Genomic DNA, 723 nt, shown 5'->3' with positions numbered 1-723 from the left:
TCGGCCTGACGTTGTCGGAGAACCAGGCCGACCACGTGCAGAAGATGTTCGACCAGATGGACACGAACCGCTCGACGCGGGTGCTGCTGGAGGGCTGGGAGAAGTTCGACGAGCCGGTCGACCGCATCGTCTCCATCGGCGCCTTCGAGCACTTCGGCCGCCAGCGCTGGGGCCACTTCTTCAAGATGGCCCACCGGGTGCTGCCGGCCGAGGGCGTCATGATGCTGCACACCATCACGCGTCCGACATTCAAAGAGGCCAGGGCGCAGGGCACTCCGCTGACCCACGAAGTCGTTCACTTCACCCAGTTCATCCTGGCCGAGATCTTCCCGGGCGGCTGGCTGCCGACGATCCCGTCGGTCGAGGAGCACGCGGAGGAGGCCGGCTTCAAGATCACGCGCGTCCAGTCGCTGCGGCTCCACTACGCGAGGACCCTGGAAACGTGGGCCACCGCGCTCGAGGCCAACAGGGACCAGGCGATCGCGATCCAGTCCGAAGAGGTCTATGACCGCTATATGCACTATTTGACTGGGTGCGAGAACTTCTTCCTCAAGGGCATCAGCAGCGTCGGCCAGTTCACACTGGCCAAGTAGCGTCCGCCCGGCTACTTCTCACACGTGAACTGGTTGACGTCGGTGTAGCCCTGGCGGAACAGCTTGGCGCAGCCGGTCAGGTACTTCATGTAGCGGTCGTAGACCTCTCGGGACTGGATCGCGATCGCCT

General features: G+C 63.8%; 2 protein-coding genes. One reads left to right on the top strand and one right to left on the bottom strand.

Annotated features, from left to right (window positions below; translation table 11 throughout):
- Nucleotides 1-593 (top strand): class I SAM-dependent methyltransferase (locus A5787_RS00770; protein WP_066960150.1); only part of this gene is annotated, 593 nt, incomplete at its 5' end.
- 11 nt (nucleotides 594-604) lie between these two features.
- Here the strand turns inward: A5787_RS00770 and A5787_RS26325 are convergent.
- The coding region (locus tag A5787_RS26325; protein ID WP_197506929.1) for a class I SAM-dependent methyltransferase at nucleotides 605-723 on the bottom strand (119 nt) is incomplete at its 5' end.

Origin of the sequence: Mycobacterium sp. 852002-50816_SCH5313054-b, from assembly GCF_001667185.1 — a bacterium.
GTDB lineage: Bacteria > Actinomycetota > Actinomycetes > Mycobacteriales > Mycobacteriaceae > Mycobacterium.
The sequence above is the reverse complement of the archived record's forward strand: the minus strand, read 5'-3'. Positions and strand labels throughout refer to the sequence as shown.